Genomic DNA, 24126 nt, shown 5'->3' with positions numbered 1-24126 from the left:
TATGTCGGATCATACTCAAAACCAAGAAAACTACTGGAAGGCGAACGTCAGATTAATCTTCGGATGTTTAATCGTTTGGGCACTGGTGTCCTACGGCTTTGGCATTCTGCTTCGTCCAATGCTCGCCGGAATAGAAGTCGGGGGCACCGACTTAGGCTTCTGGTTTGCTCAACAAGGTTCCATCATCAGCTTTATCATCTTGGTGTTTTTCTACGCATGGCGTATGAATGCACTGGACAAAGAATACGGCCTTGAGGAGTAATCACCATGAGTCAGTTTACGATTAACTTGCTGTTTGTAGGGGCCTCGTTTGCCCTCTACTTTGGTATCGCGATTTGGGCTCGTGCCGGCTCAACTAAAGAATTCTATGTCGCCGGTGGTGGTGTTCACCCTGTCATGAACGGCATGGCAACCGCGGCCGACTGGATGTCTGCGGCGTCTTTCATTTCCATGGCGGGTCTAATTGCCGCCGGTGGTTATGCTAACTCTACTTTCCTTATGGGCTGGACCGGTGGCTACGTTTTGCTCGCCATGCTACTGGCCCCATATCTGCGTAAATTTGGTAAATTTACCGTCCCTGATTTCATCGGTGACCGCTTTTACTCTAGAACGGCTCGCTTAGTGGCCGTTGCCTGTTTGATCGCGGCCTCTGTTACCTACGTCATCGGCCAGATGACTGGTGCGGGCGTAGCGTTCTCTCGCTTCCTTGAAGTTGATAACAATACCGGCCTAATGATTGCTGCCGTAGTCGTATTCTTCTACGCAGTATTAGGTGGTATGAAAGGAATTACCTACACTCAGGTGGCACAGTACTGTGTATTGATCGTTGCTTACACGATCCCTGCGGTGTTTATCTCGCTACAACTTACCGATACGTTTATCCCAGCGATTGGTTTGTTCTCTGATCACACAGCTTCAGGCATGCCACTACTGCAAAAGCTTGATGAAGTAGTTCGTGAGCTTGGTTTCCAAGATTACACCGCTGATGTGGACAACAAACTCAACATGGTGCTGTTCACTCTATCGCTGATGATCGGTACAGCGGGTCTGCCGCACGTTATCATTCGTTTCTTCACCGTACCTAAAGTTGCCGATGCACGCTGGTCAGCAGGTTGGGCGCTAGTCTTTATTGCCCTACTGTACCTAACAGCGCCTGCAGTAGCCTCTATGGCACGTTTGAATCTAATGACCACTATCTACCCTGATGGCCCAAATCAAGAAGCGATCGCTTACGCCGACCGCCCTGATTGGATCCAAACTTGGGAGCAAACCGGTCTGATCAAATACGAAGATAAAAACGGTGACGGCCGTGTGCAGTTCTACAACGACACACCTGCGTTTGAAGCTGAAGCGACGGCGCGTGGCTGGGCTGGCAACGAGCTAGACGTAAACCGTGACATTCTAGTATTGGCAAACCCTGAAATTGCCAACCTACCAAGCTGGGTAATCGGTTTGATTGCTGCAGGTGGTTTGGCCGCCGCCCTATCAACGGCAGCAGGTCTACTATTGGCGATTTCTTCTGCGGTCAGTCATGACTTGATCAAAGGCTCGATTAACCCTGATATCACTGAGAAAGGCGAGTTGCTGGCAGCGCGTATTTCCATGTTTGTGGCGATCCTTGTGGCAACCTACTTAGGTATGAACCCACCAGGCTTTGCGGCACAGGTGGTGGCACTCGCCTTTGGTATTGCTGCAGCGTCGATCTTCCCAGCATTGATGATGGGTATCTTCTCTAAACGCATTAACAACAAAGGTGCCATTGCCGGCATGCTAGCAGGTCTATTGTCTACGCTGGTCTACATCTTTACTTACCTAGGTTGGTTCTTCATCCCAGGTACCAATACACTGGCGAATACACCAGATAATTGGTTACTAGGTGTGTCGCCTCTGTCTTTTGGTGCGATTGGTGCGGTGATTAACTTCGCGGTAGCCTTCATCGTGTCAAATATGACCGACGATGTGCCAGAAGAGATCCAAGAATTGGTAGAGAGCGTCCGTTACCCGAAAGGGGCTGGCGGTGCGATTGACCATTAATCGATAATTAGCAACACAAGCGCCATCATGGCTGCATCCCCAGTGCGGATGATGCAGCCATGATTTAGCGCGTTATAAAGATCAAACAATAATAAAAAAGGTGATGGCTTATGCTTTGGGAATTAATCGCGACTGTATGTGCAGGCTTAGCCGGAGCGGGTATTGCTCTGTTTCTACGTAAGCTGACATTAGGTAAAACCCCTAAATGGATCATCCCTGCCCTAGCCGGCCTTGGCATGTTAGGTTTTCAAATTCAAAGTGAGTACACATGGTACGAACACCAAGCAAGTCTTTTGCCAGACGGCGTTGTGGTGGTTAAAACTGTTGAAGAGCAAGCCCCTTGGCGCCCTTGGAGTTTGGTGTACCCACAAACCACGCGCTTCATTGCTGCGGACATCGACAATGCCGCGCAAAATCAAAACAACCAGCAAGTTTACTTGGTTGACTTATACTTCTTCGAGCGTCGTTTAGCCGCCAAACGTGTCACTCAGGTGGTGCATTGTGGCGCTCAAGCCAGAGCTGACTTTACTAATCAACTGCAAGTCCCTCATGGTAATGCGGTCGATCCTGAGCTATGGCGTGATCTGCCAACCAATGACCCACTATTGCAAGCCGTTTGCTCAGAACGCGCATCATGAGCATTACTCACCTGATTCCACCTAGACAAAGTTGCTGTCTGAGTAATTTCCAATAGAATATGGGACTTCGTTGAAGGAGTCCCCCATGCATTTCAGCCCTGAAGAGCGCGCAACCTTACATAACATTATTTTCAGCCGCCGAGATGTGCGCCGCGAGTTTTTGCCCACTCCGATTCCTGATGATGTCATTCAGCGTATTCTAAGCGCTGCTCACCATGCCCCCAGTGTTGGCTTCATGCAGCCCTGGGACTTTATTGTCATCAAAAGCGACCACACCAAAGAACAGATCAAACAGGGCTTTTTAGCAGCCAACGAAAAATCGGCCAAAATGTTTGATGAACAGCGGGAGCAACATTATCGTCAACTCAAACTGGAAGGCATCGAAGAAGCCCCTCTAGGCATTTGTATTACTTGCGACCGTCGTCGTACAGGGGATGTGGTACTGGGGCGAACGATTAAGCCAGAAATGGATTTATTCAGTGCTGTCTGTGCCGTGCAAAATCTTTGGTTGGCTGCCCGCGCTGAAAACTTAGGCATGGGCTGGGTCAGCATTTTAGAGGATGAAGTGCTGTATGAGGCGCTAAATATCCCACGTGAACTCGATATTATCGGTTACTTTTGCATCGGCTATGTCGAGCAGTTTCAAACCACCCCTGACCTTGAGCGCCATGGTTGGCAAGATCGCCGACCGTTACAAGACGCCATTCATTATGAAGCGTGGCAACCCAAATAGATGAAAAAAACTAAACTATTAGACAAAAATATATCGTTTGTTGTGAGGCCTTTAGACCACTAAACTTATTCATATCGAAAACGTTCTAAGGAGAACATTATGAGTAATAAAACTTTGGTCGAAATGATTAATGACATCGATACTAGCTACCTAACAGAACAAGAGAAACAAGAAGCGGTTGCACGTGCTCGCGCTGCGGAATACACAGTTGAATTGCTACACTCAGCTTTTACTTGGGTTAAAACTCAACTAGTTGGCAAACGCGTTCCATTTAACCCAACCAAACAATCTCACGCTTAATCCTTACTGCAACACCCTAATCAGACCGTCACTACGGGACGAGCGCTAAAATAACATTAACAAGCGCTTTCTGGTCTGGCTTCCTCCTTGTTTTATCCTTTCAGTTATGTCCATCTATTTTAGACACAAAAAAGGCCACCTAGCGAACTAAGCAGCCTTCTTCGTCAGCAATTGCGTCTACAAACTTAGTGTTCGTGACCGCCTTCACCGTGTACGTGGCCGTGCTCAACTTCTTCAGAAGTCGCTTCACGAACTTCAACGATTTCTACGTCAAAGCTTAGAGATTTGCCCGCTAGAGGGTGGTTACCGTCTAGTAGGATGCCATCTTCTTCAACGCCGATTACTGTAACAGGCTGTTGACCGTTTGGCGTTTGCGCCATGAACTGCATGCCAACTTCGATGGTATCAACACCTTGGAAGTTTTCACGTGGTACTTGTTGAATAAGTTCTTGATGAACTGGGCCGTAACCTTCTTCAGGAGTTACTTCAACTTTCATCTCATCGCCAGCAGACTTACCTTGGATCGCATTGTCTAAGCCTTCAATGATGTTGCGAGCACCGCTCAAAAATACAAGAGGCTCTTGGCCTGCAGATGAATCTAGTACTTGGCCACCCTCGTCAGTCAGGGTGTAGTGCATGCTCACAACTGTGTTTGGCGCGATTTGCATTCTCTTCTCCTAATAATGGTTTGGGAACGAGTGTCTGATACCAGCAAATAAGTTTGCCTAACACCGTCACTTCACGAACCCTTAAGTTAACTTCACCACTAATGGTAACGAAGCCAGAAAGCGATGACTACCGTAGGAGGCGTTTTCTCTGCAATTTGTCATTTATCGACTAGTTTTTAGTCAAAAATTGGCGAATATCCAAATCATGTGCATTGCCAAGCCAAGCCACTCCTTGGGTATGATCGAATAATTCATCGCCTGTAAGAGGGTGATAAAACACATCTAAGTCTCCACGGTTAAGCATCAACCATGGGATCACCTGAGCAAATTCTGGGGCTGCAAATGAAATCTGCACACTCCACTTTGGATGGGGACCCACTTTTTTCTGATGAAAGCGCCCTACTTTGACCTCAAACTGTTGCTCGATTTGCGCTGCCAATTGCTGCGCTTGCGCAAGGCCTGCCTCATCATCGTAATAAATGTGTGCATGATAAAACTGAATGTCTGCTGTGTTCATAGGCCCTCCAAGTATTCATTGAGGGTATTTTATCATTTCACACATTTGAAATAGACAGATGATAAAGCAACGCACTATTACCTAGAATGAAATCGTCATGAGCGCGACTATTGTCTAAAGGCAAGCGCCACTGACTGTGCTAAATTAGTTGGCATATCATTTAGTTAGCAATGGAAATCAGCGCCTTTATGACGGCTTTTTGGGTACTACTAGCAATTCTGTATATTTTAGGGCTTTTTTGGATTGCCAACTGGGGCGACAAAGAAGGACCTATTGCTAAACGCCTCACCCGCCACCCACTGGTCTACAGCTTATCGCTCGCCATTTACTGTACCGCTTGGACGTTTTATGGCGCTATTGGCGAAGCCACCCGCTCTGGCTGGACATACCTGCCAATCTTGTTAGGCCCAGTTCTGCTGTATACATTTGGCTTCCGCATTCTAAAGAAGATGATTTTTGTCAGCCATCGTCAAAACATCACCTCGGTGGCAGACTTTATCTCTTCTCGTTATGGCAAGCGCCCGCTAACCGCACCGTTGGTTATTTTAATCTGCATGCTGGCGATCATTCCGTACATTGCCCTGCAGCTTAAAGCCATCGGCTTCAATTTCGCCCTATTTGTTAACCAAGACGAAAGCTCAGCAAGCTTGGTAGTATTTGTAGCGACGGTACTGATCGGTATTTTTGCCATGCTGTTTGGTACCCGCAAAGTGGAAGTCACCGAATATCGCTCAGGTATGATGCTCGCCATCGGCAGCGAGTCTTTATTTAAACTGATCGCGATCATTGCTGTGGGTATGGTGGCGATTTTTGCCGTCTCGCATAACTCGCTGGAGAGTTTTTATCACACGGCTAACCTTGATGCTTGGACCCTGGATACCTTTTTTTCTTTCCCATTTTTAATGCAAACAGCGATGGCGGCAGCGGCGGTGATTTGCTTGCCAAGACAATTCCATGTAACCGTCGTGGATCATCAAGACAAGCGCCAATCCAAAACCGCTCGTTGGGTGTTTCCGCTTTACCTTACTATCTTTGCCGCCTTGATTCCGCCGATCGCGATCGTCGGACAGACCCTGTTTGGTGGCGACGTCAATGGCGACACTTACGTTATCCAATTCGCTCTCGAATCAGAAAACCTGCCGCTGCAGATGCTGATGTTTTTGGGCGGTATGTCGGCCACCACAGCCATGGTGATCATCGCCACCTTTGCTCTCAGTATCATGATCAGCAACGATGTGATTTTGCCGCTAATGCTGGCACGTAATAAAAACCAAGGCCAAGCCCTGCCTACCTATAATCGCCGTATCCTGCTGATCCGCCGTATCGCCATGTTAGGCATCTTAGGCCTATCGTTTATTTATTACCAAGAAATGGCCAATAGTGAATCCTTGGCCAGCACCGGCCTGATTGCCTTCTCTTTAGTGTTTCAACTAGTACCCGCGGTCATCGGTGGATTGTACTGGAAACGCGGCCATGCCTACGGCGTGTATGCGGGTTTAACCCTAGGTTTCCTATGCTGGTTCCTGTGGATGCTGCTGCCGTTTACCGGTGGTGACGATCTGACCTTGGGTAATTATGGGACGCGCTCGGAGCTAATCAGCTTTGGCGCCTTGATTAGTCTTATTGCCAACATCATCGGTTATGTCTTTGGCTCTTTGCTAGCCAACGAACGTTTGGTCGATCGCATCCAAGCCACGGCCTTTGTCACGCCCACATCCGAGATTGAAAACCGCTTTTTCAAACCGAAAAGCAAAGCCTTTAACAGCGACCTATTTGTGTTACTGGAAACCTTCTTAGGTGAGCGCAAATGCGCCGAGGTAATCCACACCTTTGAGTCTACCTATGACGAAGCCCTCACGCCTAATGAGCGCCCTTCGCGCCGCTTTGTGGATTACTGTGAACGTGTTTTAGGCGGTGTGTTAGGCGGCTCATCGGCACGCACCATCGTAAATTCTTTGCTGGTAGATAAGCAGATCAACGTTGAGGAAATGGTGACCTACCTCGATGAAGCCACACAGGCGATTCAGTTTAACCAAAACCTATTGTTCATCTCCTTGGACAATTTGGATCACGGCATCAGTGTGGTCGACAAAGATCTAAGAATGGTCGCTTGGAATAAAACCTATCAAGCGCTCTACCCGTATCCTGAGGGCATGCTTAAAATCGGCTTGCCCGTCGAAGAGCTGATTCGTTTCAATGCCGAAAACGGCGAATGTGGTGTGGGCGATGTCGAAGCTCTGGTTAACAAACGTCTAGAACATTTACGTAAAGGCACTGGACATAGATTTTTACGGCGCCGCGCGAATGGGCGCGTCATCGAAATGGTCGGCAACCCGCTACCTAATGGCGGCTTTGTGACGAGTTTTACCGACGTCACCGAACACATCGAAAGCCAGCAAGCTCTCAAAGATGCCAACATTGACCTTGAGAAACGTGTCGTCGCGCGCACCCAAGAGGTACAAGGCATCAACCAGGAGTTGGTACAAGAGATCGAGCGTCGCGCCCAAGCTGAGCAAGAACTGATCAGCGCTAAAGCCGAAGCCGAACGGGCGAACGCTTCCAAAACCGAATTCTTAGCGCTGGCGAGTCATGATATTTTACAGCCACTAAACGCGGCTAAGCTCTACCTTGGTGCGCTGCAAGACAGTGACTTAAGCCAAGAATCAGGCCAAACGCTTAACAAGCTAAGTGACTCATTAGAATCCACCGAAACCTTGATTGCGACATTATTAGAGATCGCACGCTTAGACCAAGGCGCGATCACCCCCACCTTAGTAGATAGCGACATTGCACCGATTATCGATCCGATCGTGGCAGAGTTTGATGTGATTGCCCAGAGTAAGCAGCTACGCTTAAGCACGCATATTCGCCCTTGCCGTGTACACAGTGATCCGCTGTATCTGCGCCGTATTATTCAAAACTTTGTTTCCAACGCGGTCAAATACACAGAACATGGACGCGTGTTGATTTCGGTGCGTCCTAAAGCAGATAAGATTTGCATTCAAGTTTGGGATACGGGCGTTGGCATTCCGGTCGCTGAGCAACAGAAAGTGTTCGAAGATTTCTACCGCTGGGAAAACAACCAAGAGCCAGGCATGGGTTTGGGCTTAGGCTTAGTACGACGCATGCAGCGATTGCTCGGCGTCACCACTGAAGTTCGCTCAACACCACATAAGGGCAGTTGCTTTACCATCCTAGTGCCTGCGGCTCGCAGTACCGCTCAGAGCAGCGTCGCCCCAACGATCGCGGCGCCCAGCAAAATCGATAAAGCCCTCGCCATGTGCCATGTCTGGTGTGTCGATGATGACCGCAATAATCTAGAAGCGATGAGTACTTTACTAGATAAGTGGCATTGCTCGTACCGTACTTTTGCTCGCTATGAGGATGCGCTGCATGCCAGTACAGAGAGTGCACCTGAACTTCTACTCATGGATTATCAACTTAATGATCAACAAGACGGTATGGAACTGATCGCACGGCTACGGGCACGCTTTGGCCAGACAATCCCTGCGGTTCTGATCACTGCGGTACGAGACAACGATTTGGCAGAGCGCTGCCAAGCCAATGATATTTCTTATATGCCAAAACCAGCAAAGCCCGCAAAATTACGGGCTTTGGTACAGCATATCGTTAGCCAACGGCAACCTTAATTGACTGAAGGTGCCTCAAGAGACAGACCACAGCCACGCAAGATCACATCACTGAGCGTATCACCGATGCGCTCAAGATCCGCTTCTTCGTAGCGCTCTTTGCCAGTTAAAGCAAAGATTTGCGCCTCAAAATCGGCGTAATGCTGCGTCGTCGACCAAATCATAAAAATCAGTGCTACAGGGTCTAAGGGACGCATTTTGCCGTCTGCAATCCATTGCTCAATCACACCAACACGTGACTCGAACCATGGGCGTAAATCTTGCTTTAAGTAATCACCAATGTGCTGAGCACCTTGAATGACTTCTTGAGCAAAAATACGCGACGAGCGGCCATGCTCAAAGCTTTGGCGCAGCTTGGTGCGAATAAAGCTATCCAGCACCACAGCTGGGTCGTCTTCTGGGGTCGCTTTATCAAATAGGTCGTTCCAACTGTCGGCAATATTATTCAGCACTTGCTTATACAGATTGGCTTTTGAATGGAAGTAGTAAACGATATTTGGCTTAGGCAAACCAGCGCGCTCAGCAATGTGTTGCAAGCTTGCGCCGCCATACCCTTTTAACCCAAATTCAATTTCAGCCGCTTCTAAGATGCGCGAGAAAATTTCTTCGCGATTGGCTTGGCGCTTACTCATGATGACTTGTATTCCTTAGTTAACCACGTAAATGAGCCAGTTGCTCACCTACCAAAACGTTTTGTGGCAGCTCGTATGCGCGCCCAAAACCTTTTACAAACCGTCCTGACAGAGGACTTAATTTAAATAAATGAAAGTCGCCCAATTGCATCAATTGATCAACGATCTCACCGTGACGCTGCTGCAATGCCGCGCAAGCGGACGACCACAAAGCTGTCTCACGCGCAATGGCGGTCACTTGCATCTCATACTGCAGGCGTCGACGGGCGTATACAGTAGCGCAATTCGCCTCATCCTCCATGATCATTACCGACGCAAGAGAGGATGTTTGTAACGCTTGGGTGTGTTGGGCTAACTCACTGACTAGGATCATCAGCCCTGCTTCATGTTCGGCAAAAGGCGCATAAGACGCGATAGGTTTGCCATCCGGCATCACCAAGCCCAGCGATAAGGTCAACTGAGAGGTTAAGAAAGTACGTATTTCTTCGACCAGTTCTTGAGCCAATCGCTGATTTTTCATCGCGCCTCCTTCGGCTTTTATTCGGCTTGAGCCAATAAAGCTTTGAGCTCTACCGCGGTGGTTAACTTACCTTCATCCTCGATATTGGGGAATATCGCCAAGGTAATGTTGTCTTGCTCAAGACTCGGCAGCCACATGGTTTGGAAGGTTTCCATCGACACTTCCACTGGCTCACAGTCATCCCATTCTTCTACCGCCCACTGAGCAGCAAATTCGGCGTCTGGCCACACCATGACACAATCACCGTCATCCGTTTCCACCATGACAAAGCCTTCTTCATTGCTGAGGCTCCAAACCGTTTGCGTCGCTTTGACGGTATTTACAAAGTACTCAAGACGCACGTCATCAGGCGATGCAAGCAGTTGAATACGCTGATCAAGGGATAATTCTTGGCTCATAATACAGACTCTCTAAAGGACTAAAATAACGCAATTTCTTCATCTGTCAGGGCACGGTACTCCCCTTCAGCTAGATCATCGATGCTCAGGGACGCAATCGTTTCACGATGCAGCTTTTCAACTCGGTTACCCGTCGCTGCCAACATTCGCTTCACTTGGTGGTACTTGCCTTCACTGATGGTCAATAGAATCTCGTCACAATCAACGCGCTCGACTGCGTCTGCTTGCGTCGGAGCATGTTCGCCATTCAACATCACGCCCTCTTGCAACGCTTGCATGGCCTCATCAGTGACATCGTCAACCGTCCAGACTCGGTACTGTTTAGGGCATTGGCTCTTCGGCGAAGTAATACGATGCAGCCATTGGCCATCGGTGGTAAGCAAAAGCAAACCTGTGGTATCAAGATCCAGACGCCCCACCACACGCAAATCTTTTTGCTCATGGGCTTCGATCAACTCCAGCACCACCGGATGAACATCGTCTTCGGTCGCACATACAAAACCTGCGGGCTTGTTCAGCACGAAGTATTTTTCCGCTGGCCACGACAGCTCTTCTTCTTGGCAGACGATGGTGTCTTCACGAGTGACGCTATGATTGGCTTTTTTCACCAGCTCGCCATTGACGTTAACGTGACCTTTGCCGATCAACATTTTGGCCTCTTTACGAGACAGCCCTAGAGTGTGGGAAATATAAAAATCTAAGCGTACAACCGCATCAGTAAAAGGTTTCGACATACAGTATTTGAATCGGCTCAATCGATGAATAGAAGGTGGTACTAAGCAAGCATAAATGCATCCTAGTACACACTCAGTTTGGTATGTCACCGATATATAAGCGGCAGGCACAAGGGCCCTGCAACGGCGCGATCAGTGACAGATGACTTTGGCGTCCATCATACCTGACCCGCACCGTTTAAGGAATGGCGTTTAAAGCGGACTATGGGGAGACAGCGTAGCGGCCTGGTTTGTGATTCATCACCAACATGAAGTTCAACAACACAGCGCCAAAAATAGACATAGCGATCAAAGATAAATCGACGATAAAGATCGATAGCACCACCACTAAGCAGTCGACTGTCATCATAAACTTACCAATCGGCACACCGCGGGTTTGGAATAGATAGCGCGCCAAAATGTTTAGTCCGCCCAAGCTTGCGTTATGACGGAACAGCATCACAAAGCCTACACCGATCAAAAAGCTACCAACGATGGTGGCGTAAAAAGGATTGATATCGGCTAGGTGTAAAAACATCGGCGTGATATCAGAAAAAGCCGACACCAAAAACACCGCTAAAAAGGTTTTAAGGGTGAAGTCCCAACCGATGCGGCGAATCGATAGCCAGTAAAATGGCAAGTTAATCACGAAAAATACTTGGCCGAAGGTAAACTGAGAAATGTAGCTAAATAGAAAGGCGAGACCCGCTGTCCCCCCTGTGAGCAACCCCACTTGCGTGTAAAAGTTCACTCCTAGGGCAATCATCAAGGTCCCCGCAATGATGGCTTGAGCATCTTCAAGCCAAGTGTGCCGTTGAATATCAGGGGCCGCCACAGACATAATTATCCTCTCTAAAAACTGATCTAATGTGAGAGCGTATTTTAGTCTGTGTCGCTTCCTGCCACTATGGCACGGGCAAACATGGAAACGCTTGTGCTCGCCAAAGTGTACAAAAAACTATACACCTTAGCGAAACACCAAATGCAATACGAGCACCAGTAACATCAGCACTAATATGCCGGTTAGCACATCAATCATCAGCATCTACACTGCCCAGCTTGAAGCATTTTGAGGATTATCTAAAAGACCTTTGGAGCGCCAGAGCAAAGCGTGTTGACGTCGAGCTTGCTCCAACCTGTGGCCGTAAGTGGTGGAAAACAACTCCCACTCAAAACGAATATGGGTGGCCATACGCTCAATCAGATCACGGTGCTCGTGCAGAATATCACTGGATACCAGCACGGTTTGTAGGAAGTGCACACCACGCTCAAAATAGTCATTGGCATGGCGCCACTCTTTCATTGAGATGGCGACTTCAGCAAGATTGAGATAACTGACAATCACCGCCGACACCGCAGATTCTGCGTCGATTTTGAAGTCATCTTCAAAGGTGGCTTTAGCGCAGGCGAGCGCTTTTTGATTGAGCTCTTGAGCATCCGCAAAAGATGCTCGTGTGTGGGCTTCGTTTGCTTGTCGTGTTAAATGTTGCCAGTAAATCATAGAACCCTCCTTCTCAGATGATGAAAATCATTATCATCCACAAATTCAGGAAAGTCCAATTAAATGAGAAAAATTCTCATTACTACCATTCAATACCAGGCTGGGCTTTTACGCCCCCTTCAAAGGCATGTCGCTCATTAGCGATTTTGCTATGGGTATCTACACTGTCGAGTAACTCACGTGGTGCGGTTCGCCCTGTCATCATGACATTTTGGTGGGCTGGGCGCGCCGCCAAAGCCGTCACTAAGTCATTGACCTCGAGATAACCGTATTTGTACATATAGGTCAGTTCATCGAGCAGCACAAAGTGCACTTCTGGATCCGCCAATGCACGCTTCGCTACTTCCCAAGCCTGCTCAGCGGCCTGCTTTTCAAGCTCTGGATTACGTGTTTCCCAAGTAAATCCATGTCCCATCACGTGAAAGTCTACTTGCGGATGCTGGCCAAAAAATAGCTGTTCGCCCGTTTCTTTACGCCCTTTAATAAACTGCACCACCGTCGCTTTATGGCCGTGACCTAAGGCACGCGCCATGGTACCAAAGGCGCTAGAACTTTTACCTTTGCCATTACCCGTTAACAAGATAGTGACGCCACGCTCCTCAGTCGCCTTAGCAATGCGCTCATCGACCACTTGCTTCTTTTTCAGGCGCTTGGCCATTTCGATTTCTGCTTGTTCCGCTGCACTTCTCGACATTCGCTTCGCTCTCTTTATCAATCTCTGTGTGGGCGTTTAGCTGCCCTGCTTAGGCAACTCATTATAAAGGTGCACCACACTAGGTAAATGTAGATCTACTCATAGCAATCCACCGTTTTCTCGTCTTGAGGATTATCCCCTTGCCCAATCACCTGCACCAAGACGATTTAATAGAGCAAACCCTGGGCCCAAATCGAGTTCGGTAATACTTGAGTAAGTAGGATTTAAACGAAAGCATTCGGTCATGGAAAACTGACATAACGCCGCCACGAGTACTTTAATAACCCCCGAATGAGTGACTAACACCACATCTTTGTCGGCTTCGATCAATGGCTCAAACCAAGCTAAGACACGCGCTTGCAACACCGCTAAAGATTCCCCTTCATAAGGAGCGGCCTGCATTAGATCATCACGCCAGGCATCAATGTCAGCTTTGGGAATATCGGACCACAGACAATTTTCCCAGCGACCAAAATCTACTTCTTTAAGCGCATCAACTGGCGTGCTTTGTGGCGCTAAAGCATAAGCCAACAACTGAGTACGAGTTAACGGGCTGTGATACCAAGCAAAATTATGCTCTGGATAACACTTATCCATAAATTGCGCGATCGCCTTGGCATCCGCTTGCCAGTTTTCAATCAACGGAACATCACTCTGACCGTAGCAAAGCCCCTTTGGCACTTCGGGTTTTGGGTGTCGAATAATCACCAACTTCATTACGCGCTCCAACCTAATAACACAAACAACACCAATAGCTCCGCCAACTGCTCACTGGCCCCCAAGGTATCGCCGTTGTAGCCGCCAATACGACGCTTAAGATAACAGCCGATGACTAAGCCAAGCAGTATCAGCGCCACCAGCAATTCAAGGACAGTCGCACTGCCTACTAATAACCAGACTAAAACTAATGAAGCGAGCCACCACAAACCAGCACGAAGATTGAGTCGCTGAATCATCTGCTGAGCTTTGCTTTGCCCTTGGCTAACATAGGAAAGACTTTGCATCAGTAGCAATGGCAGCCAACGTGCCACGCTATGCATTACGATCCAGCCAGCTAAAATAGACCACTGAGAACCGTCCCAAAGTGCCTCCGTTAGCCATTGACTTAACAACCACCACTTCAGGGCAAACGAGAAAATACCCGCCAGCACACCGTAGCTGCCGACGCGGGAGTCTTTCATAATCTGCAAGCGCTGCTCTGGCGTCCAGCCACCGACTAAGCCATCGCAAGCGTCCATCAAGCCATCTTCATGGAAAGCTCCAGTGACTAGCACGGCGGATAACATCATCAATAACGCTTGCAAGCCTGCGGACCAGTGCCCGATCAATAGCGGCCAAGCACTCAACAGCGCTACGATGACGCCAACAAAAGGCAAAAAGCACACGCTTGGCGTGTGCTTTTGTGGACTGTCCCAATCAATGTTGAGGGGGATTCGCGTGTAGGTAGCAAGGCTTCGTAGGAAGCCTTGCCAATCCTCAATGAGGGCTGTTCGCACCACTGACTCCTGCGTCATCAAAACTTGCCATGTCATTAAAAAACGCCACCGCACTTTGGATAATCGGATAGCTCAAAATTGCCCCCGAGCCTTCGCCAAGACGCAAGTCGAGCTTTAAGATCGGTGTCGCTGAAAAGTGCTCCAGCAAACGAGCATGTGCTTGCTCATCAGACTGATGGGCAAAAATGGCATAGTCCACCACCTGCGCCTGTATTTGCTGAGCAAACAACAGCGCCACAGTACAAATAAAACCATCCACCACAAACGGCTTGCCTAATTCAGCTGTGCGCAACATCGCACCCGACATGGCCAAGATTTCTAAGCCACCGACCTGAGTCGCCACTTCCCATGGCGCCCACTCGCCCGCAGGGCGTTTTAGTTGCTGAGTTACCCGTTCAAGCGCTTGCTCAATCACTGCCACTTTACGTGATACACCTTGCTCATTAAGGCCAGTACCACGACCTGTAGTTTGCTCAGGGGCAAGCCCCGTTAAGGCACTAAACATACAAGACGCTACACCGGTATTACCAATGCCCATTTCACCGAACATCAATAAATCCACATTGGCTTCGATGGCTGACACCTGATCAGCCCCAACCTCTAGCGCCTGATTCACCTGATCAAGGGTTAGTGCTGCTCCTTGGGTAAAGTCTTGGCTGGCATAGGCTACTTTCTTTTGTACGAGCAAAGGATGATTGGTAAGTTTCTCTTTCACCCCAACGTCCACAACTTTTAGCCCAACGCCATGTTGGCGGCAGAATACGCTCACAGCCGCACCGCCCGCTAAGAAGTTACCCACCATTTGCGGCGTCACTTCTTGTGGAAACGCACTGATACCCTGATCAACCGCACCATGATCGGCGGCAAAGACCAGCATCTGCGCGCGTTTTATGCTTGGTGCCAAGGTACGCTGAATACGCGCGATTTGAAACGCAATTGACTCAAGCCCACCGAGTGACCCAGGTGGCTTGGTTTTTTGATCAATCTTGCGTTGAATATCGCTATCCAACTCACCGCTTAAAGGCGCTACTTGAAAGGGTTTAAGCACATTTACCTCGATCGACTTAACCATAACTCAGACCAAGCAGGCGACTAGGCGCCTGCTTTGGCGGCGCGCTGACGCACGACTTCGTACAAACACACACCTGTAGCCACGGAAACATTAAGACTACTGACCACACCTGCCATTGGCAGCTTGATCAAGTAATCACATTGTTCACGGGTCAAACGGCGCATACCATCACCTTCAGCGCCCATCACGATCGCCGTCGGGATGGTAAGATCCTGTTCGTACAAGGTTTGCGTCGCTTCACCTGCGGTGCCAAAGATCCAAACACCTAAGTCTTGCAGCTTTTTCATAGCACGCGCTAAGTTAGTGACGGCAAAAACGGGCATACTCTCGGCTGCACCACAGGCCACTTTACTGACCGTGGCACTTAGCTGAGCAGATTTATCCTTCGGAATCACCACCGCGTGGGCACCAGCAGCATCAGCACTACGCAAACACGCACCAAGGTTATGTGGGTCCGTGACACCGTCCAAGATAATGATCAACGGCACTTCATCTAGGTTTTCCACTAGGCGCGCTAGATCTTTGTCATCACCGGTTTTGGTCACTTCCGCCAGCGCCACAACACCTTGGTGAACGATGCGCTCTTTACTCTTGCTAAACAGCTGATCCAACTCTTTACGTGGCACCTGCTGCACGCGCAAGCCTTGCGCCTGACACAGCTTGGCGATCTGCTGCATCTTTTTATCGTCACGCCCTTCCTGTAAGCGCACTTCTTTTACTTTGCCTTTCTGGCTCAACGCGTTTTCTACGGCATGGATACCGTAAACCCAATCTAAATCTGCCATCTGGCTCATACACTCTTATTCAGGAATTGCTTTTAATCGTTAGCACGCGCTTTGGCATTGCTCTTTTTCTTAACCTTGGTTTTCAGCTTTTTCGCTTTGGTTCCCACGGCTTTTTTAGCTTTTTTCAGTGGCGACTTTTTAGCGCTGTCGGCACTCGATTTTTTGCTTTTGCCCTTGTCTTTGCTCGAAGCTTTACCGGTTTTAGACTTTTTGTCTTTGCTAAAAGGCTTCTTTTTAGACTGCTTCTTGGGCTTGTTGTCCCACTCTTCGTCCGCTGGGGCTTTTTGCCCGGCACGATCGCCTGTGGCTTTTGGCTTCACTCGGCCGCCAAGCTCCATCGGTGGTAATTGCGCCAGCTGCATTTCAAGCTCACTTAGCTCATCACGATCCATACGCGGTTTCGGCTTAGCACGGCCCTCTTCCATCTTAAGATCGATCTTACGCTGCTCAAGATTGACGCTGACCACAGAAACGCGAATCTGATCCCCTAGACGGAATACTTTATGCGTACGCTCGCCAACGATCGCTTGACGTTCAGGGTCGTGGACAAAGTAATCGTTACCCAGACCAGAGATGTGCACTAGACCGTCGACAAACAAACCACCTAGCTCAACAAACAAGCCAAACGGTGTCACGGCAGTGACAATGCCATCGAAGTGATCGCCAATATGTTGCTCAACGTACTGACACTTAAGCCAAGATTCCACATCACGAGTGGCTTCATCGGCGCGGCGCTCAGTCATAGAGCAACTTTCACCAAACTGGTCCATCTCAGCGTCATCGTAATCGTAGATCTTGTTGGCTTTAATCGTCGGGCTGCCCGGCACTTTGTACGCTTGACGTACTTTTGGAGCGCCTTCGCCGCGGATCAAATAACGAATCGCACGATGCACCAATAAGTCAGGGTAACGGCGGATCGGCGAGGTAAAGTGGGTGTAGGCTTCATACGCCAAACCAAAGTGACCAACGTTGTCCGGCTGATACACCGCTTGCGACATAGAACGCAGCAGCATGGTTTGAATGCTACGCGAATCAGCGCGCTCTTGGATGCGCTCAGCCAGCTCAGCATAATCAGCTGGGGTTGGTTTAATACCACCGCCCAACTCAAGCCCAAGCACCGACAAGTACGAACGCAAAGCGATCAGTTTTTCTTCACGTGGACCTTCGTGAATACGGAACAATGCTGGGATATTGGCTTTAAGCAATAGCTCGGCCGTCGCTACGTTGGCACACAGCATGCACTCTTCGATTAGCTTGTGGGCATCGTTACGCTCGATCGGTACGATTTGATCAATCTTGGCATTTTCATCAAACACCATGCGCGTTTCGACCGTATCAAAGTCCATGGCACCGCGCTCTTCACGAGACGCACGCAACACTTTGTACAGATCATACAAATCATCAATATGAGTGATGATATTTTGGTAGCGCTCACGTAGCTCAAGGCCTTGTTCATCTGGCTCGGCCGCGATCATCTTCGCCACTTTGGTGTAGGTCAAACGCGCGTGGGAGTTGATCAAACCTTCATAAAACTTGAAGCCACGCATCTTGCCACGGGACGTCAACGAAATCTCCGCGACCATCGCCAAGCGGTCCACATTTGGGTTCAACGAACACAAACCGTTAGACAGCACTTCTGGCAACATAGGCACGACGCGACCAGGGAAGTAGACAGAGTTACCACGGGCGATGGCTTCATCGTCCAGTGCTGTGCCTTTTTTCACATAGTGCGAGACATCGGCAATGGCGACATATAGCTTGTAACCACCTGGTGTTTTTTCACAGTACACGGCGTCATCAAAGTCGCGCGCATCTTCACCATCGATGGTGACAAATGGCGTATCACGCAGATCAACACGGTGCTGTTTGTCTTCTTCCGCTACCTCAGTGGTGAAATGGCGCACTTGTTTCTCAACGTCTTTCGGCCACTCGTTAGGGATATCGTAGTTATGAATCGCGACATCGATCTCAAGTCCTGGCGCCATAAAGTCACCAAGGATCTTTTTCACCACGCCTTTTGCTGGGCTGCGGCGCTCAGCGTAGCTAACGATCTCAACCAACACATACTGACCATGGGTTGGCTGCAAGCCAGAGTCCTGCTCGATCATGATGTCTTGGGAAATACGTGGGTTTTCTGGTGTGACAAACGCGGTGCCACTCTCGGCGTAATAACGCCCGACTAGCGTTGAATGCTTACGCTCTTTGACTTCGACCACCACGCCATCTAGGCGGCCTTTGATGGTTTTGCCAGATAAGCGTGCGACCACTAGATCGCCGTCCATAACCGATTGCATCTGACGCGGTGACAAGAAAATATCGTCCGCATCAGGGCGCAGTAAGAAGCCTTGGCCATCTTTACCGCCTTGTACATAGCCTTCGATCAAGTCGCTTTCGACAATCGGTGCGTAGGCATCATCACTGTTACTCACAAGCTGATGATCTCGACACATGGCAATCAAGCGACGACGCGCCGCTTCAATAGAATCTTCGTCCTGTAAGCCAAAGGCTTCGCAGAGCTCTGGGTGAGTAACAGGACGACCCAGCGAAGCAATAAATTCTAGGATGTATTCGCGACTTGGAATGGGATTATCGTATTTAGATGCTTCCCGATCTCGATGTGGGTCTTGAATGTTGTTTTTACTCAAATGGTACCGTCCTATTGTGAGAGGGCATCATCTTCGGCCCTCTTTGGTATATGTGTTTTAAATTATTCATTAAGTATAAGTTATTCTTAGAGAATTCTCTCTAATGGCGACAAGATTCTTCATCAAAGCCGCCACCGTTCATTGGGACCAAGCAGCAAGGCTTAGAACCGTTTTGTAATCAATCATTGTGCCTGAAGCTTATAACATCGTTGTGACATTTGCCTATTTTTAGCAAATATAAGCAATAAAGGTTAAGGCGAAGCGCGCAAGAAAATAACAATAATGAAGGAGTCAAAGGGCTCTGAGCTGGAGCCCGGCAGGATCAACGTAATTGGCTGTCTTTACTGGCGCTGCGATTATATAAGCTGCGCGCTTTATCCGAGCGTTCCATCTCTGTTTGACACTGAATGCACAGACGTACGCCAGGGATTGCTTGGCGACGACGCTCTGGAATCTCGGCATCGCACTCTTCGCAAAACTCTAGACTTTCGCCCACACCTAAGCGACTGCGAGCCTGCTCCACCGCAGAATCTACCGTCGCATCGATTTGATCTTGTACCGCACCATCGTGCGCCCATCCACTTGCCATATGTTCTCCGACACAGACTTAAAAATGAAACATCCTTGCAGTATAGAAACTGTTCGTTTGCTAGACAATAGGCGTTTTGTGGGCACGTCTAAAAATACACAATCGATGTCGGAACCACGCAAACCCAAGACATAAAATCACTTTAATTGTCCAACAGCGCCGATAAGCCACGTATCAGGCTAGAGCGCCAAGACAACCAGTCGTGGCCACCGGCGTAGTTCTCATACAGTACTTTGCTCTGCTTATGTTGCAGTACATAAGCCATTTCTTCATTGTGCGCCAGTAAAGTTCGCTCACCTTCTCCGGCAGCAAAATACACGCTTAACTGCGCCAATGGACTACAACTTGCCATCACTTGATCCATCAAGCGCACCGAATTGGCATCGGCTTTGGCCAACGGCTCACGACGCTTATCCGGCCACCAAAAGGCGCCTGATAAACTGATCACCTTGGTGATGTATTGCGGCCAATACAGCCCTGCTTGCAGCGCTGACAAACCTCCCAACTCTTGCCCTGCTACCAGCATATTTTGCGCCAATGGTGGCAGGCCAAACTCTAACTTAAGCTTGGGTATTAGCTCCTCAAAGAACGCTAACCAGAAGTCATCGTTGGCGGTAAATTCTTGCACGCGCTGCTCAGCACCCACACTGCCTACCATGATATACACCGCTGGCGACAGGAGTTTGCATTGGGTCAAAAAATTAAGCACATCTGGTAAGCCAGACGCCTTTGACCAACACTCGCCATCCAGCAAAGTCACCACAGGCTTGTCACTTAAATCCGTAGTACCGGTTTCGAAGCAGGTCACGTTGCGCTCATTGCCAAGCCATGGGCTGGCCCACGTTAAAGTATGCACACTCACCGACAGCAACTCGCCGCGGTCCCACTCTTCCCAGCCAAGCTCATAGCCTGCCTCTAAGCCATGTAACGGCGAGCCAGATGGCAAAGATGCGTTGGAGATATCGGGGCGATGATTACAAGGGTCGGTAAACGATTGATGCTGCAGCCAATCATAATGCTGCTCGTAACCCGCGACGCGAGTGCGCGCTTGTTTCTGATCAAGGTCAGCTGTGGTCAGCGGAATAAAGCGATAACTCGCCCGCCAACTGGCCTGCATAATCACATACGCATGAAACACATCCGTGCCAGCAACACGCTTCAATAATGAGACCTCACGCGGAGGTTCTGACGAGACACTGTGAAATACCAACTGCACTTTGGCAATGTCAGACGCAAGCCCTTGTGGATCGCGCCAAAAGAAATCCACCCGCACACGCTGATCGTCGACCGGTGTCTGCAGTGGCGTCCCTTTGCGCGCCAACTCGGCCCACCATCGATCACTGCCGACATTATTCTTCGCGAGACACGCTGGGCGTCGCGCCCGCACCGTACTGTTGTAAGTCACCACGCCATCCTCCGGTCGTTAAACTACAACAACATTATTGATATTCATTCTCATTATCAATAGGTGAAGCGCGATTTTACATGCCCATGACGCCAAAACACGTATCAAGCAAGCGCAAAGACAGATATAGCAAAAATAAGGATAAACAATAACGGGAGAAGTATAACGAAGGGAGTTTGTATCAGAATTGGAGGCCGGAGTCGGAATCGAACCGGCGTACACGGAGTTGCAGTCCGCTGCATGACCACTCTGCCATCCGGCCTCATGGTGCTTTAAAAACAAAAAAGGCACCAAATGGTGCCCGGGACCGGAATCGAACCGGTACGATATTTCTATCGCAAGATTTTAAGTCTTGTGTGTCTACCAATTTCACCACCCGGGCTTTGTACTGAATGAAATGGAGGCCGGAGTCGGAATCGAACCGGCGTACACGGAGTTGCAGTCCGCTGCATGACCACTCTGCCATCCGGCCTCAATCATCAGTCTATCTTTAGAGAATGGAGCGGGAAACGAGGCTCGAACTCGCGACCCCAACCTTGGCAAGGTTGTGCTCTACCACTGAGCTATTCCCGCGTCTCAAAAGATGGTGCGTATTCTATAGAACTGGCTTAATACGTCAAGGGTAAAATATAAATAAATGGCTAATTTCGTTAATTTTTTTGCCATCGTTTACGTATTAACCAGCCCTGATTAGTCCTTGCACAACAAAGACTAATCGTTATCCGACTGACTTGACGTCAGCTCAGGCCACGCAGCTTTAAGGTAGATATACATTGACCAAAGCGTTAGTAACGCTGCGATCACCAGCACAAACAAACCAAGTGTCGCCCAGCCAGTGGTCGGCGCGTTCGACAGTAGAATAAAGATGGCAATCATCTGCATGGTGGTTTTGATCTTGCCAACAAACGATACCGCGACACTGGCGCGTTTGCCCATCTCGGCCATCCACTCACGTAGAGCTGAGATCACGATCTCACGGCCAATGATGACAGCGCTGGCCAAGGTCATTAACAAGCTGTCGTATTCGGCTACAAGTAGCACCAAAGCTACTGAGACCATCACTTTGTCCGCCACCGGATCAAAAAAGGCGCCAAACGGTGTGGTTTGATTCAAGGCACGTGCTAAAAAGCCGTCTAACCAATCAGTGATCGCAGCAATACCAAAGATGGCGGCACTGGCGTAAAAGCGCCCTTCCCATGGTAAGTAGTAGATCACTACCAAGATTGGAATCAGAAAGATGCGTAATGACGTAAGAAAATTTGGAATGTTCATAAATGCCTTGAATATAAGTAACAACCGCAAGAGTGCTTAGCTTAACTTTTATGGAGGTAGAGGTATATCTCTTGCGCCTTATTTCCACTGATGCCTTTGACCTTGGCAATGTCTGCCTGGCTTGCGGACATCAACTCCTGATAACCACCAAATGCTGTCAGTAATTCTTTACGACGTTTTGGCCCGATACCCGGAATGTTTTCTAGGGATGACTGGCGACGCTTTTTATCCCGCTGACGGCGGTGATTTTTGACGGCGAAACGGTGGGCTTCGTCACGAATGTGCTGGATCAAATGCAGCGCAGCAGAGTCGGGTGGCAACACCACCTCGTCTTCTTTAGAACCCACATAAAGGGTTTCAAGACCCGGCTTACGGGTATCCCCTTTGGCGACGCCTAATAAAAAGATATCGACAATGCCAAGCTCTTTAAGCACCGCTTCTGCTTGCGACAACTGACCTTTACCACCATCGATCAACAGCACGTCTGGCGCCGGTATCTCGCCATCTTTAACGCGTTTATAGCGACGTGTCAGCGCTTGGCGCATGGCGGCGTAATCATCTCCTGCTTCGACACCTTCGATATTAAAGTAGCGGTAGCGCTTTTTATCCGGGCCTTCAGGGCCAAATACCACGCATGAAGCAACCGTGGCCTCACCACTAGAGTGAGAAATATCGAAACACTCCATATGCGTCGGCGGCTCTTTAAAGCCAAGCACTTTTTGTAGCGCAGTAATACGACTGAAATGATTGCGCTTATCGGTTAAGCGTGTCTGTAACCCCTGCTCCGCATTGAGCTTAGCAAGATCCAGCCAACGTGCACGCTGACCACGCACATTGGCGGCGACTTCAACTTTTTTGTTGGTGGTCTCAAATAGCGCACTTTCGAGTACGTCTTGATCCTCTACCGCATGACTTAAGATCAACGTCTTCGGCAGCTCTTGAGCACCGCCTATGTAGCGCTGCGCAATAAAAGAAGAAAGCAACTCTGGCTCAGTGATCTCGATCGGCATTTTCGGATAGTGGCTTTGACTGCCAATCACCTTGCCTTGGCGCACCATCATCACGTGCACACACAAGCCGCCCGGCTGAATGATTGCCGCGAGCACATCAGCATCGCCGCTTTGGCCGTAAACATGCTGCTCTTCTTGAACATGCTTAAGCTGTACGATTTGATCGCGCAAGGCGGCTGCCCGCTCAAACTCCATCTCTTGCGCCGCAGTACTCATTTTGTCTGATAATTCGGCGGTAAGCTCTTGGTTTTTACCTTGTAGGAACATGCGCGCGTGCTGTACGTCTTCGGCATACTCTTCATTAGAAATCAGCCCTACGCAAGGGCCAGAGCAACGCTTAATCTGATACTGCAAACACGGGCGTGTGCGGTTGGCATAGACCGAGTCTTCACACTGGCGCACCTTAAAGACCTTTTGCATGGCAATCATGCTTTCGCGTACCGCAGTACCATTGGGATAAGGCCCGTATAACTGGCCTTCTTTGCTTTTTTGACCGCGTCGAAACAAGATCGCCGGATGAGGATGGTTGGAGATCAGAATGTAAGGGTACGATTTATCGTCACGCAATAGGATGTTGTAAGGCGGACGATGCTGCTTGATCAGCGTTTGCTCAAGTAGCAGAGCTTCGGTTTCACTCTTGGTGACGGTGATCTGGATATCGTCGATGCGACTCACCAAGGCCATGGTTTTGGTGGTCAGCCCTGTGGCTCGAAAATAACTCGATACGCGGTTTTTGAGGTTTTTGGCTTTACCGACGTACAGCAATTCACCTTTGCCATACATGCGGTAAACTCCTGGGCGGGTCGTTAAATTTTGGACAAAATGTTTTGGATCAAAGTCTTGCGACACGCAGT

24 protein-coding genes and 4 tRNA genes are annotated in these 24126 nt (G+C 49.2%); 6 read left to right on the top strand and 22 right to left on the bottom strand.

From position 1 onward, the window contains the following. The first annotated feature begins 1 nt into the window (after nt 1). The 5 genes from JQX58_RS00810 to JQX58_RS00790 all read left to right on the top strand — a co-directional run bounded on the left by JQX58_RS00810 (nt 2) and on the right by JQX58_RS00790 (nt 3705). Nucleotides 2-262, top strand: a complete 261-nt coding sequence (locus JQX58_RS00810) for a DUF4212 domain-containing protein (protein WP_204144931.1) — start codon at nt 2-4, stop codon at nt 260-262. Between the two features lie 5 nt (nt 263-267). After that, nucleotides 268-2034 (top strand): sodium:solute symporter family protein, encoded by a 1767-nt coding sequence (locus JQX58_RS00805; protein WP_204144930.1) that lies wholly within the window; start codon nt 268-270, stop codon nt 2032-2034. A gap of 110 nt (nt 2035-2144) precedes the next feature. Next, nucleotides 2145-2672: a hypothetical protein gene (locus JQX58_RS00800; RefSeq protein ID WP_204144929.1), complete on the top strand. Its 528-nt coding sequence runs from the start codon at nt 2145-2147 to the stop codon at nt 2670-2672. Nucleotides 2673-2757: 85 nt separating this feature from the next. Then, nucleotides 2758-3405: a 5,6-dimethylbenzimidazole synthase gene (gene bluB / locus JQX58_RS00795; protein WP_204144928.1), complete on the top strand. Its 648-nt coding sequence runs from the start codon at nt 2758-2760 to the stop codon at nt 3403-3405. Nucleotides 3406-3504: 99 nt separating this feature from the next. After that, the gene (locus JQX58_RS00790) at nt 3505-3705 is read left to right on the top strand and encodes a hypothetical protein (RefSeq protein WP_204144927.1); all 201 of its coding nucleotides are present in this window, start codon (nt 3505-3507) and stop codon (nt 3703-3705) included. 185 nt (nt 3706-3890) lie between these two features. On the opposite strand, the gene JQX58_RS00785 is transcribed toward JQX58_RS00790, so the two are convergent. Together JQX58_RS00785 and JQX58_RS00780 are read right to left on the bottom strand one after the other, a co-directional pair. Next, nucleotides 3891-4373: an FKBP-type peptidyl-prolyl cis-trans isomerase gene (locus JQX58_RS00785; RefSeq protein WP_204144926.1), complete on the bottom strand. Its 483-nt coding sequence runs from the start codon at nt 4371-4373 to the stop codon at nt 3891-3893. A 169-nt stretch (nt 4374-4542) separates the two neighbouring features. Next, nucleotides 4543-4890: a DOPA 4,5-dioxygenase family protein gene (locus tag JQX58_RS00780; protein WP_204144925.1), complete on the bottom strand. Its 348-nt coding sequence runs from the start codon at nt 4888-4890 to the stop codon at nt 4543-4545. Nucleotides 4891-5078: 188 nt separating this feature from the next. Between JQX58_RS00780 and JQX58_RS00775 the strand changes: the two genes are divergently transcribed. Next, nucleotides 5079-8540 (top strand): hybrid sensor histidine kinase/response regulator, encoded by a 3462-nt coding sequence (locus JQX58_RS00775; RefSeq protein WP_204144924.1) that lies wholly within the window; start codon nt 5079-5081, stop codon nt 8538-8540. Here the strand turns inward: JQX58_RS00775 and JQX58_RS00770 are convergent. The 20 genes from JQX58_RS00770 to uvrC all read right to left on the bottom strand — a co-directional run bounded on the left by JQX58_RS00770 (nt 8537) and on the right by uvrC (nt 24121). Further along, nucleotides 8537-9172: a TetR/AcrR family transcriptional regulator gene (locus JQX58_RS00770; protein ID WP_204144923.1), complete on the bottom strand. Its 636-nt coding sequence runs from the start codon at nt 9170-9172 to the stop codon at nt 8537-8539. The two genes, JQX58_RS00775 and JQX58_RS00770, sit on opposite strands and share 4 nt — an antisense overlap. A gap of 19 nt (nt 9173-9191) precedes the next feature. Next, on the bottom strand, nt 9192-9692 hold the full coding sequence (locus tag JQX58_RS00765) for a HugZ family pyridoxamine 5'-phosphate oxidase (protein WP_204144922.1): 501 nt from the start codon (nt 9690-9692) through the stop codon (nt 9192-9194). A 17-nt stretch (nt 9693-9709) separates the two neighbouring features. Then, on the bottom strand, nt 9710-10090 hold the full coding sequence (locus JQX58_RS00760; RefSeq protein ID WP_204144921.1) for a DUF2750 domain-containing protein: 381 nt from the start codon (nt 10088-10090) through the stop codon (nt 9710-9712). Between the two features lie 20 nt (nt 10091-10110). Beyond that, nucleotides 10111-10824, bottom strand: coding sequence for a pseudouridine synthase (locus JQX58_RS00755; RefSeq protein ID WP_204144920.1), 714 nt, complete (start codon nt 10822-10824; stop codon nt 10111-10113). A 202-nt stretch (nt 10825-11026) separates the two neighbouring features. Further along, nucleotides 11027-11644: a YitT family protein gene (locus JQX58_RS00750; RefSeq protein ID WP_204144919.1), complete on the bottom strand. Its 618-nt coding sequence runs from the start codon at nt 11642-11644 to the stop codon at nt 11027-11029. A 204-nt stretch (nt 11645-11848) separates the two neighbouring features. Further along, the gene (locus tag JQX58_RS00745) at nt 11849-12304 is read right to left on the bottom strand and encodes a tetratricopeptide repeat protein (protein WP_204144918.1); all 456 of its coding nucleotides are present in this window, start codon (nt 12302-12304) and stop codon (nt 11849-11851) included. A gap of 82 nt (nt 12305-12386) precedes the next feature. Next, complete coding sequence (gene cobO / locus JQX58_RS00740) at nt 12387-12998, bottom strand: cob(I)yrinic acid a,c-diamide adenosyltransferase (RefSeq protein WP_204144917.1); 612 nt, start codon at nt 12996-12998, stop codon at nt 12387-12389. Between the two features lie 132 nt (nt 12999-13130). Then, complete coding sequence (locus tag JQX58_RS00735; RefSeq protein ID WP_204144916.1) at nt 13131-13715, bottom strand: histidine phosphatase family protein; 585 nt, start codon at nt 13713-13715, stop codon at nt 13131-13133. Continuing rightward, nucleotides 13715-14494: an adenosylcobinamide-GDP ribazoletransferase gene (gene cobS, locus JQX58_RS00730; RefSeq protein WP_338040626.1), complete on the bottom strand. Its 780-nt coding sequence runs from the start codon at nt 14492-14494 to the stop codon at nt 13715-13717. Before cobS ends, JQX58_RS00735 begins: the two co-directional genes overlap by 1 nt. Next, complete coding sequence (cobT, locus tag JQX58_RS00725; RefSeq protein WP_204144915.1) at nt 14475-15566, bottom strand: nicotinate-nucleotide--dimethylbenzimidazole phosphoribosyltransferase; 1092 nt, start codon at nt 15564-15566, stop codon at nt 14475-14477. The genes cobS and cobT overlap by 20 nt, the downstream gene beginning before the upstream one ends. 20 nt (nt 15567-15586) lie before the next feature. After that, entirely contained in the window at nt 15587-16351 is a 765-nt protein-coding gene (gene rlmB / locus JQX58_RS00720; protein ID WP_204145798.1) for a 23S rRNA (guanosine(2251)-2'-O)-methyltransferase RlmB, read from the bottom strand. Nucleotides 16352-16383: 32 nt separating this feature from the next. Beyond that, nucleotides 16384-18996, bottom strand: a complete 2613-nt coding sequence (rnr, locus tag JQX58_RS00715; RefSeq protein ID WP_204144914.1) for a ribonuclease R — start codon at nt 18994-18996, stop codon at nt 16384-16386. 322 nt (nt 18997-19318) lie between these two features. Next, nucleotides 19319-19585 carry a DksA/TraR family C4-type zinc finger protein gene (locus JQX58_RS00710; RefSeq protein WP_204144913.1) on the bottom strand — a complete coding sequence of 89 codons (267 nt, stop codon included), beginning with the start codon at nt 19583-19585 and terminating at the stop codon, nt 19319-19321. A 142-nt stretch (nt 19586-19727) separates the two neighbouring features. Beyond that, the gene (fes, locus tag JQX58_RS00705; protein ID WP_204144912.1) at nt 19728-20990 is read right to left on the bottom strand and encodes an enterochelin esterase; all 1263 of its coding nucleotides are present in this window, start codon (nt 20988-20990) and stop codon (nt 19728-19730) included. A 188-nt stretch (nt 20991-21178) separates the two neighbouring features. Further along, nucleotides 21179-21252: transfer RNA gene (locus tag JQX58_RS00700), tRNA-Cys, on the bottom strand. Between the two features lie 33 nt (nt 21253-21285). Continuing rightward, nucleotides 21286-21372, bottom strand: a tRNA-Leu gene (locus JQX58_RS00695). A gap of 16 nt (nt 21373-21388) precedes the next feature. Further along, nucleotides 21389-21462 (bottom strand) — tRNA-Cys (locus tag JQX58_RS00690). Between the two features lie 26 nt (nt 21463-21488). Further along, nucleotides 21489-21563 (bottom strand) — tRNA-Gly (locus JQX58_RS00685). Nucleotides 21564-21701: 138 nt separating this feature from the next. After that, entirely contained in the window at nt 21702-22262 is a 561-nt protein-coding gene (gene pgsA, locus JQX58_RS00680) for a CDP-diacylglycerol--glycerol-3-phosphate 3-phosphatidyltransferase (protein ID WP_204144911.1), read from the bottom strand. A 41-nt stretch (nt 22263-22303) separates the two neighbouring features. Then, nucleotides 22304-24121, bottom strand: a complete 1818-nt coding sequence (gene uvrC, locus JQX58_RS00675) for an excinuclease ABC subunit UvrC (RefSeq protein WP_204144910.1) — start codon at nt 24119-24121, stop codon at nt 22304-22306. Nucleotides 24122-24126 lie beyond the last annotated feature (5 nt).

The organism is Marinomonas ostreistagni, from assembly GCF_016888445.1.
Lineage (GTDB): Bacteria > Pseudomonadota > Gammaproteobacteria > Pseudomonadales > Marinomonadaceae > Marinomonas > Marinomonas ostreistagni.
The sequence above is the reverse complement of the archived record's forward strand: the minus strand, read 5'-3'. Positions and strand labels throughout refer to the sequence as shown.

What these genes read in the sequence shown, in the direction of transcription:
- JQX58_RS00810 (WP_204144931.1), top strand. Translation starts at nt 2, where the DNA reads ATGTCGGATCATACTCAAAACCAAGAAAACTACTGGAAGGCGAACGTC.
- JQX58_RS00805 (WP_204144930.1), top strand. Translation starts at nt 268, where the DNA reads ATGAGTCAGTTTACGATTAACTTGCTGTTTGTAGGGGCCTCGTTTGCC.
- JQX58_RS00800 (WP_204144929.1), top strand. Translation starts at nt 2,145, where the DNA reads ATGCTTTGGGAATTAATCGCGACTGTATGTGCAGGCTTAGCCGGAGCG.
- bluB (WP_204144928.1), top strand. Translation starts at nt 2,758, where the DNA reads ATGCATTTCAGCCCTGAAGAGCGCGCAACCTTACATAACATTATTTTC.
- JQX58_RS00790 (WP_204144927.1), top strand. Translation starts at nt 3,505, where the DNA reads ATGAGTAATAAAACTTTGGTCGAAATGATTAATGACATCGATACTAGC.
- JQX58_RS00785 (WP_204144926.1), bottom strand. Translation starts at nt 4,373, where the DNA reads ATGCAAATCGCGCCAAACACAGTTGTGAGCATGCACTACACCCTGACT.
- JQX58_RS00780 (WP_204144925.1), bottom strand. Translation starts at nt 4,890, where the DNA reads ATGAACACAGCAGACATTCAGTTTTATCATGCACACATTTATTACGAT.
- JQX58_RS00775 (WP_204144924.1), top strand. Translation starts at nt 5,079, where the DNA reads ATGACGGCTTTTTGGGTACTACTAGCAATTCTGTATATTTTAGGGCTT.
- JQX58_RS00770 (WP_204144923.1), bottom strand. Translation starts at nt 9,172, where the DNA reads ATGAGTAAGCGCCAAGCCAATCGCGAAGAAATTTTCTCGCGCATCTTA.
- JQX58_RS00765 (WP_204144922.1), bottom strand. Translation starts at nt 9,692, where the DNA reads ATGAAAAATCAGCGATTGGCTCAAGAACTGGTCGAAGAAATACGTACT.
- JQX58_RS00760 (WP_204144921.1), bottom strand. Translation starts at nt 10,090, where the DNA reads ATGAGCCAAGAATTATCCCTTGATCAGCGTATTCAACTGCTTGCATCG.
- JQX58_RS00755 (WP_204144920.1), bottom strand. Translation starts at nt 10,824, where the DNA reads ATGTCGAAACCTTTTACTGATGCGGTTGTACGCTTAGATTTTTATATT.
- JQX58_RS00750 (WP_204144919.1), bottom strand. Translation starts at nt 11,644, where the DNA reads ATGTCTGTGGCGGCCCCTGATATTCAACGGCACACTTGGCTTGAAGAT.
- JQX58_RS00745 (WP_204144918.1), bottom strand. Translation starts at nt 12,304, where the DNA reads ATGATTTACTGGCAACATTTAACACGACAAGCAAACGAAGCCCACACA.
- cobO (WP_204144917.1), bottom strand. Translation starts at nt 12,998, where the DNA reads ATGTCGAGAAGTGCAGCGGAACAAGCAGAAATCGAAATGGCCAAGCGC.
- JQX58_RS00735 (WP_204144916.1), bottom strand. Translation starts at nt 13,715, where the DNA reads ATGAAGTTGGTGATTATTCGACACCCAAAACCCGAAGTGCCAAAGGGG.
- cobT (WP_204144915.1), bottom strand. Translation starts at nt 15,566, where the DNA reads ATGGTTAAGTCGATCGAGGTAAATGTGCTTAAACCCTTTCAAGTAGCG.
- rlmB (WP_204145798.1), bottom strand. Translation starts at nt 16,351, where the DNA reads ATGGCAGATTTAGATTGGGTTTACGGTATCCATGCCGTAGAAAACGCG.
- JQX58_RS00710 (WP_204144913.1), bottom strand. Translation starts at nt 19,585, where the DNA reads ATGGCAAGTGGATGGGCGCACGATGGTGCGGTACAAGATCAAATCGAT.
- pgsA (WP_204144911.1), bottom strand. Translation starts at nt 22,262, where the DNA reads ATGAACATTCCAAATTTTCTTACGTCATTACGCATCTTTCTGATTCCA.